At 58.8% G+C, this 6,508-nt stretch carries 5 protein-coding genes and 2 pseudogenes; 3 read left to right on the forward strand and 4 right to left on the reverse strand.

Annotated elements, in window-relative coordinates:
* A pseudogene (locus EXR36_15075) lies at positions 1-112 on the forward strand (IS5/IS1182 family transposase).
* A gap of 299 nt (positions 113-411) precedes the next feature.
* Positions 412-780: pseudogene (locus tag EXR36_15080) on the forward strand (hypothetical protein).
* A gap of 250 nt (positions 781-1,030) precedes the next feature.
* On the opposite strand, the gene EXR36_15085 reads toward EXR36_15080, so the two are convergent.
* From EXR36_15085 to EXR36_15095, 3 genes are all read right to left on the reverse strand, one after another.
* Positions 1,031-1,813 (reverse strand): SDR family NAD(P)-dependent oxidoreductase, encoded by a 783-nt coding sequence (locus EXR36_15085; protein ID MSQ60914.1) that lies wholly within the window; start codon positions 1,811-1,813, stop codon positions 1,031-1,033.
* Between the two features lie 20 nt (positions 1,814-1,833).
* Positions 1,834-2,709, reverse strand: a complete 876-nt coding sequence (gene yghU, locus EXR36_15090) for a glutathione-dependent disulfide-bond oxidoreductase (GenBank protein ID MSQ60915.1) — start codon at positions 2,707-2,709, stop codon at positions 1,834-1,836.
* 280 nt (positions 2,710-2,989) lie between these two features.
* Entirely contained in the window at positions 2,990-3,781 is a 792-nt protein-coding gene (locus EXR36_15095) for an enoyl-CoA hydratase (protein MSQ60916.1), read from the reverse strand.
* Positions 3,782-3,945: 164 nt separating this feature from the next.
* On the opposite strand from EXR36_15095, the gene EXR36_15100 reads away from it, so the two are divergent.
* Entirely contained in the window at positions 3,946-4,974 is a 1,029-nt protein-coding gene (locus EXR36_15100; protein ID MSQ60917.1) for a hypothetical protein, read from the forward strand.
* A 9-nt stretch (positions 4,975-4,983) separates the two neighbouring features.
* On the opposite strand, the gene EXR36_15105 is transcribed toward EXR36_15100, so the two are convergent.
* Positions 4,984-5,961 (reverse strand): ketopantoate reductase family protein, encoded by a 978-nt coding sequence (locus tag EXR36_15105; protein MSQ60918.1) that lies wholly within the window; start codon positions 5,959-5,961, stop codon positions 4,984-4,986.
* Positions 5,962-6,508 lie beyond the last annotated feature (547 nt).

Here is a 6,508-nt window from a genome sequence, read left to right on the forward strand (position 1 = left end):
GCAACAAGCGCATATGGGCGGGCATATCGTGCGCACCATCGGAATGGCCCGTGCACGGGCCAAGATCGCGATGATGAACCTGGTCTACAACATGGTGCGCCTGATGCAGTTGATCAAGCGTGCCGCAAAAAGCGCATTAGCCCCGCAAGGGGTCAATCCGTGTGCAGTTGGGTAAGTTTGATACAAAGCCAGTGAAGAGGCTCGCAAAACGCCTTGAAAGGCGCGAAATAACCCGGCTGAAGGTCACCTGGCCTAGAATGAAACTCATTTCGCTAACGCGGTAAGAGATCCGTCGTAGAAAAGTGATTATTAGAGGTGCCCTATAGACCGCTGAGGAGCGACCATATGAACATGAATACTGCACCTCAATCCACATCGCAAACCTCCAATGAGACCGCCCAGAAGAGGGTCCTGGTGATCGGGTTGGACCCCGCACTCAGTGATTTCTCGGATCCCAACTACGACGCGTTTCCCGGCATGACCGCCGCAAAGGTGTTGGCGGGACTCACCGCCGCCGAAGAAGGGCTGAAGGCTCTTGGCTATGACGCGCATCATTGTCTTACCGACTTTGGCCAGAATGCGGAGGCGGTAGTCACAGCCCAACTCTAACGGCGGCAGTTCGACTGCATCCTGATTGGTGCGGGTGTCCGGGCCGTCCCAAGCAACTTCATCCTGTTCGAGAAGCTGATTAACGTCGTGCATGAACACGCTCCTCGTGCCAAAATCTGCTTCAACACAAATCCCTCAGATACGCTGGAAGCACTGCGACGCTGGATATAAGGGTTGTCGCACCTCTATTGGCAAGAGCGTGTGGCGAATCAAGTGCAAGCAGGACTCTTGCGATTCTTCCATGCAGACGAAGGCATCGTCCGCCGCCACGGAAACGGAGGCCGGAAGGCCGCTCGCGAGGGTAAGGACGGCAGCGAAGCGCCAGATACCGGTAACGCGAAGCAACATCTCTATCTTCATGCGGACTCACCTACTTGACGAGGTTCTCGATCGCCATGGCTTTCGGGAAATCGAAAATCCACTAACCTAATGTGGAGTTAAAGGCCCCGCCATCGAGCAATAAATTCTGCCCGACAATGAAACCCGAGGAGGCCGCGCACAAGAAAGCGCACGCCTCGCCGAACTCGAACGGATCGCCTACGCGGCCGGCCGGGTTGGTCTTGGCCCGCTCGGCCAAAACTTCATCCACGGGACGGTTGGCTTTGCGGGCTGCGTCCGCCATCCCGGCACGTAGCCGGTCGGTGAGGAACGGGCCGGGCAGCAGTCCGTTGATGGTCACGTTGTGCCGTGCCACCTGGCGCGCGAGGCCGCCAATGAATCCTGTCAGGCCAGCACGGGCGCCGTTGGATAGGCCGAGTTCGGCGATGGGGGATTTCACCGTGCCCGAAGTGATGTTGACGATGCGCCCAAATTTGCGCGCGATCATGCCATCGACCACGGCTTTGATGAGCATGATGGGCGTGATCATGTTGCCGTTCACGGCCTTGACCCAGTCTTCCTCCGACCATTCGCGGAAATCTCCGCGCGGCGGGCCGCCAGCGTTGTTCACCAGAATGTCGGCGGCTGGACAGGCAGCTAGCACTTTGGCGCGGCCTTCCGCCGTGGTGATATCGGCCGCAACCGCGGTGACCGTTCGGCCGGTCGCGGCGCGAATCTCCGCCGCTGTCGCTTCGAGTTCACTGAGTGTGCGCGAATTGATCACCAGATCCACTCCATTCTTCGCCAACGACATCGCACACGCCTTGCCCAGGCCTTTGCTCGCCGCGCAAACGATTGCTTTCCTTCCCGTGATGCCTAAATCCATTCTTGCACTCCTTAGTAGTGTCAGGCCTTTACGCTGGCCTTGTCTTGGGTCTTCGTTTCAAAGTCGCTGGCGTCATGGCGCTCGTGTAGTTGGCTAGCAGGATCACCGAAGGTTCGGTTGACCATGCGGCCGCGCTTCACGGCGGGGCGTTGCGCGATCTGGTCGGTCCAGCGCTGCACGTTGGCATATTCCTGCACTTGCAGAAATTCGCCGCCTCCGTAGAGCAGGCCCTTGGCCAAGGCGCCATACCAGGGCCACACCGCCATGTCGGCGATGGTGTAGTCATCGCCCGCCAGATAATTACTATGCGCGAGGTGCTGGTCGAGCACGTCGAGCTGGCGTTTGACTTCCATCGAGAAGCGGTCGATGGCATATTCGATCTTCATGGGTGCGTAGGCGTAGAAGTGGCCAAAGCCACCACCTAGATAAGGCGCGCTGCCCATTTGCCAGAAGAGCCACGATAGGCACTCGGCGCGAGTGCGCGAGTCCGTGGGTAGGAAGGCGCCGAACTTTTCCGCCAGATACATTAGGATCGAACCCGATTCGAACACGCGTATAGGTGCCGGGCCGCTGCGATCCATCAGCGCCGGAATTTTGGAATTCGGATTGACCGCCACGAAACCGCTGCCGAATTGATCGCCCTCGCCGATTTTGATCAACCACGCGTCGTACTCCGCGCCGGCAAGGCCCAGCGCCAGCAGTTCTTCCAGCATTACGGTGACCTTCACGCCATTGGGGGTCGCGAGCGAGTAGAGCTGCAGCGGATGGCGGCCCACGGGGAGTTCCTTGTCGTGGGTGGGCCCCGAGACTGGGCGGTTGATGTTGGCAAACTTACCGCCGTTGGCCTTGTTCCAGGTCCAAATTTTGGGTGGTGTGTAGGGGGGCGTATCGCTCATGCGTGAAACTCCAAGTGAAAAGGGGCACACACGGAATTTTTGCCGTGATGGATGTGAAGGACTTTACGCGAATTCCGGGCATCGCGGAAACCGCATTGCCAGCAGCGTGATTAGGCGCTTACGGATTCGCTGTTGACAGAATTGGAGAAGAAATTGCGAAACGGTGGTCTGGTTTTGGGGGACCAACAAGGGGATCGCCCCTTGTTCGTAACATGATCGTTGCCGAAGCGAGTGCATGCGTTTTGGTTCCGGCTATGCTGGCTTACGATGTTCGGCCCTGCTATTCGCCAATAAAGTTGGGTTTGCGTTTCTCGACGAAGGCCCTGATGCCTTCCTTGGCATCCTTGGTGGTGCTCATTTCGGCGATGAATCGCGTTTCGCGTTCCATTTGCGACTCAAGGGTATCGTTGGGCGACATCATGACCAATTTCTTGATGCCACCGTAGGCCAGCGTCGGGCCCTTGGCGAGTTGCGTGGCGAGCTGGGTGACTTCCGCCATCAGATTGGCCGCGGGTACGACCCGGTTCACCAGGCCCCATTCGAGCGCCTCCTGGGCGGTGAGCACCCGGTTGGTCATGTACATTTCCAGGGTGCGCCGGTGGCCCAACAACCGGGTCAGGAAGAAAGTCGAGCTGCCGTCTGGCGTGAGGCCGATGTGCGTATAGGCGCTGGTGAACTTGGCCGTATCCGATGCGATGGCAAGATCGGCGCACGCCGCGAAACTCAAGCCGGCACCGGCCGCCACGCCGTTGATGGCCGCGATAACCGGGGCACGCATCCAGGCCAGCCGCGAAATACCGGTATGAAGGGCTCCGGTCATTTCGCGGATCAGCATCTCCATGCCGTCACCGCTCTTGGCGAATTCCGCGACGTCACCTCCGGCGCAAAACGCCCGGTCACCAGCGCCCGTTAAGACCACCGCGCGTATGGAACGGTCGGCACTGCAACGATTCACGATGTCGTAGAACGCCTTGGTCGCATGGCTATCAATGGCGTTGTACGCCTCGGGCCGGTTGAAGGTGATCCAGGCCACGTTCTCGCGGATTTCGAACCGCATACCTTGGTATTCCATTGCGCCGTTCCTCCTTAATTTCAGATTGGGAAAGTGACTTGGCCAGAAAGCTGGCTTATCAGGTGACGTACCTGGCCGGTGGCAAGGATACTTTAGGCGCGTCCCTGGGCCCGCGCGGCTGTATCATTTACACCCTGATCACTCAGGTTGCCGAGGACGAAACGATGAACAGTGTTGCACAAGCGCCCGTCGTGGAGGGAACTTCCGGATATTTGGATTACTTGGACGCCGGCGTGGTGTCGTCTCTCTACCGCAATGGCAAGGTTTTCACCCGGCGCGATAAGGATGGCAGCGATGCTGGCTGGGAGGGCGTCAACCGGCAAAAGCGGCAGATGAATATCCACAACGCCCGCCTTTTGCAGAGGGAAGAGCGCCACACCCTCGCGCGCAACGGCTACGAACTGCTGACTAGGCCGAATTCCATCGATGGCATCGATTTCTTCGACCACCAGCAAGTGGTGAAGGAGTACTACCCGCAGTGTGCCAAGATCGTGCGGGCATTCACCGGCGCGCAGGTTTTCGCCTTCGACCACAATGTGAGGTCGGCCACGGGCAAGCAAAGCAAGCAACGCATCGCGGGCGGGCAGCAAGTGCAAGGGCCCGCCCAGATCGTGCACGGCGACTACACGCTCACCAGCGCACCACAACGCCTACGAGACTTGACCAAGCCGCCCAAGACCAACGACACCTTGCGCGGAGTGGTTCTACAGGAGACGCAATCGCTCATCCGCCCCGAGGCGGCGGAGCGCGTGCTGGCCCCCGGTGGCCGGTTCGCGATCATCAACGTTTGGCGCAACATCGCCAAGGAACCCGTGGCCACCAATCCGCTTGCGCTGTGCGACGCGCAGACCGTGCACACCGAGGATCTGGTGGTTTTCGAGATCCATTATCAAGACCGTGTAGGGGAGAATTATTTCGCCAAGTACTCACCGTGGCATCGGTGGTTCTATTATCCTGGCATCACCCGCGATGAAGCCTTGCTAATCAAGCAATGGGATTCCGCGGGGCCCCTGGCGCGCTCGCAAGGCGCCAAGAGCGATGGCAGCGACCCCAAGTCACCTAGCACCTTCAGCTTTCACACCGCGTTCGAAGATCCTTCGACACCGCCCGATGCTCCCGATCGCTGGAGTATCGAAGTGCGTTGTTTTGCCCTTTACGATACTTCCGTTCGTGGCGAGCCTGCCGAACCATGAACGGAAGAGTTACACAGCACCCGCCGCGCGCGACACCGTTCGCAGCACGCGGCAGCACAAATCGAGCGACGGAGTCGCGACGCCCAGTTTCGCCGCAAGGGCCAGTATGTGATCCAACGTTTCGTGTACTTCGAGACGCCGGTTACGGTCCGCATCCTGCAAAATGGACTGGCGAAAACTGGGGGCGCTCGCCCGCAGTTTTTCTCCGTGAGCCTGCACGGCCTTGACGGCGTCTTCCTCGCTGCCGCCGGTGAAGGTCTTGCCGCTGAATCCGCTATCTTGTAATTTCACGCCGTGGCGGATGGCCACATTGGCCGTTTCGCGCATAACACGAGCGGCCACAAGGGCCGTATCGGCATCGGCCAGGAAGCGCCAGGTCGGCAAGCGCGTCATCACGGCAAGCGTGCTCAAGCCGGACCATCCAACGAATTTGGACCACTCAATCGAGGTGATGTCAGCCGAAGATTGCGCATTGAGACCTGCGCGCACAAGGGTATCCACGAGTTCCTTTACCCGCGCTGATTCTCCACCCGGAGGTTCGCCAATAATGGTCGGGCCAGCCATGTTGTAGAGAACCGCACCTGGCAAGTTGCCTTCCGCCGGCAGAACGCCGCCGCCGATCATGCTGACGGCGCCCAGCGTTACTTGCGGCCCGAAAGCGCCCCTGAGTTGCGCGTTCTTGAGAACGCCGTTCTGTACGGAGAACGCGCTTTTCACGGCGAGCCCGCGAAGAGGTGCCAACGCTTGCTCGGTGTCGTAGGTTTTGGTCGCCACGATTACGACATCGGCCTCGCGCAAGGTTTCGGCCCGTGTCACGATCTCGCAGCGTGCCGTGAACGAATCTTGCCCAACGATGGCGATACCGTGCTTGCCCAGCGCGGCGGCACGGGCACCCCGGGCGACAAGCGAAACCTGGTGCCCGCCGCGTGCAAGATAAGCGGCATAGATGGATCCCAGCGCGCCCGCGCCAATAATCACGAAATTCATGTGTTCGAATCCAATTCAGGTTATGCGAAGTGGGAATGGTTGTAACCTAGAAAACGCTATTGCACACGAAGAACACGAGGGAACACGAAGGAAATCAAAAACAGCGAGGTAGCAAAGCCTTCACCCAATGGGTGAGCCTCGGTAGCGCCAGTTTCTTCGTATTCTAGTTTCAGCGTAACGTGCTACGCACATTAGCTTCCACTGAAACACCGTTTTCTTCGCGTTACCTCGTGGTTAATCGCCGTATGTAGGTTTAACCTGGAACCAGGGCGAAGCGCTTTTCCTCCATCGCCCTCCGGGAGAGGGAACGAGGGTGAGGGAAACGGTGGTAACAAACCCATCCCGTCACAAGTTTGGGAATACTCAGCAATCAGCGCTTTCATAAGCCACGTCACTGCGTGTGAGCTTCCCCCGAAATTTCGTCTTCCAAGAGTAGGAGTTTATTCTGGACGAACTGGAGGGATTGAAGATGAAGAAGCTACCAAAGCAGGAGTACACGGCAGAGTTCAAGCAACTGGCGGTGAAGCGCGTCAAGGGAGGCCAAAGC

This window comes from Betaproteobacteria bacterium, from assembly GCA_009693245.1.
Classification (GTDB): domain Bacteria; phylum Pseudomonadota; class Gammaproteobacteria; order Burkholderiales; family SHXO01; genus SHXO01.

Excerpts from the sequence above, each read along its gene's own strand:
- EXR36_15085 (MSQ60914.1), bottom strand. The coding sequence starts at position 1,813 with ATGGATTTAGGCATCACGGGAAGGAAAGCAATCGTTTGCGCGGCGAGC.
- yghU (MSQ60915.1), bottom strand. The coding sequence starts at position 2,709 with ATGAGCGATACGCCCCCCTACACACCACCCAAAATTTGGACCTGGAAC.
- EXR36_15095 (MSQ60916.1), bottom strand. The coding sequence starts at position 3,781 with ATGGAATACCAAGGTATGCGGTTCGAAATCCGCGAGAACGTGGCCTGG.
- EXR36_15100 (MSQ60917.1), top strand. The coding sequence starts at position 3,946 with ATGAACAGTGTTGCACAAGCGCCCGTCGTGGAGGGAACTTCCGGATAT.
- EXR36_15105 (MSQ60918.1), bottom strand. The coding sequence starts at position 5,961 with ATGAATTTCGTGATTATTGGCGCGGGCGCGCTGGGATCCATCTATGCC.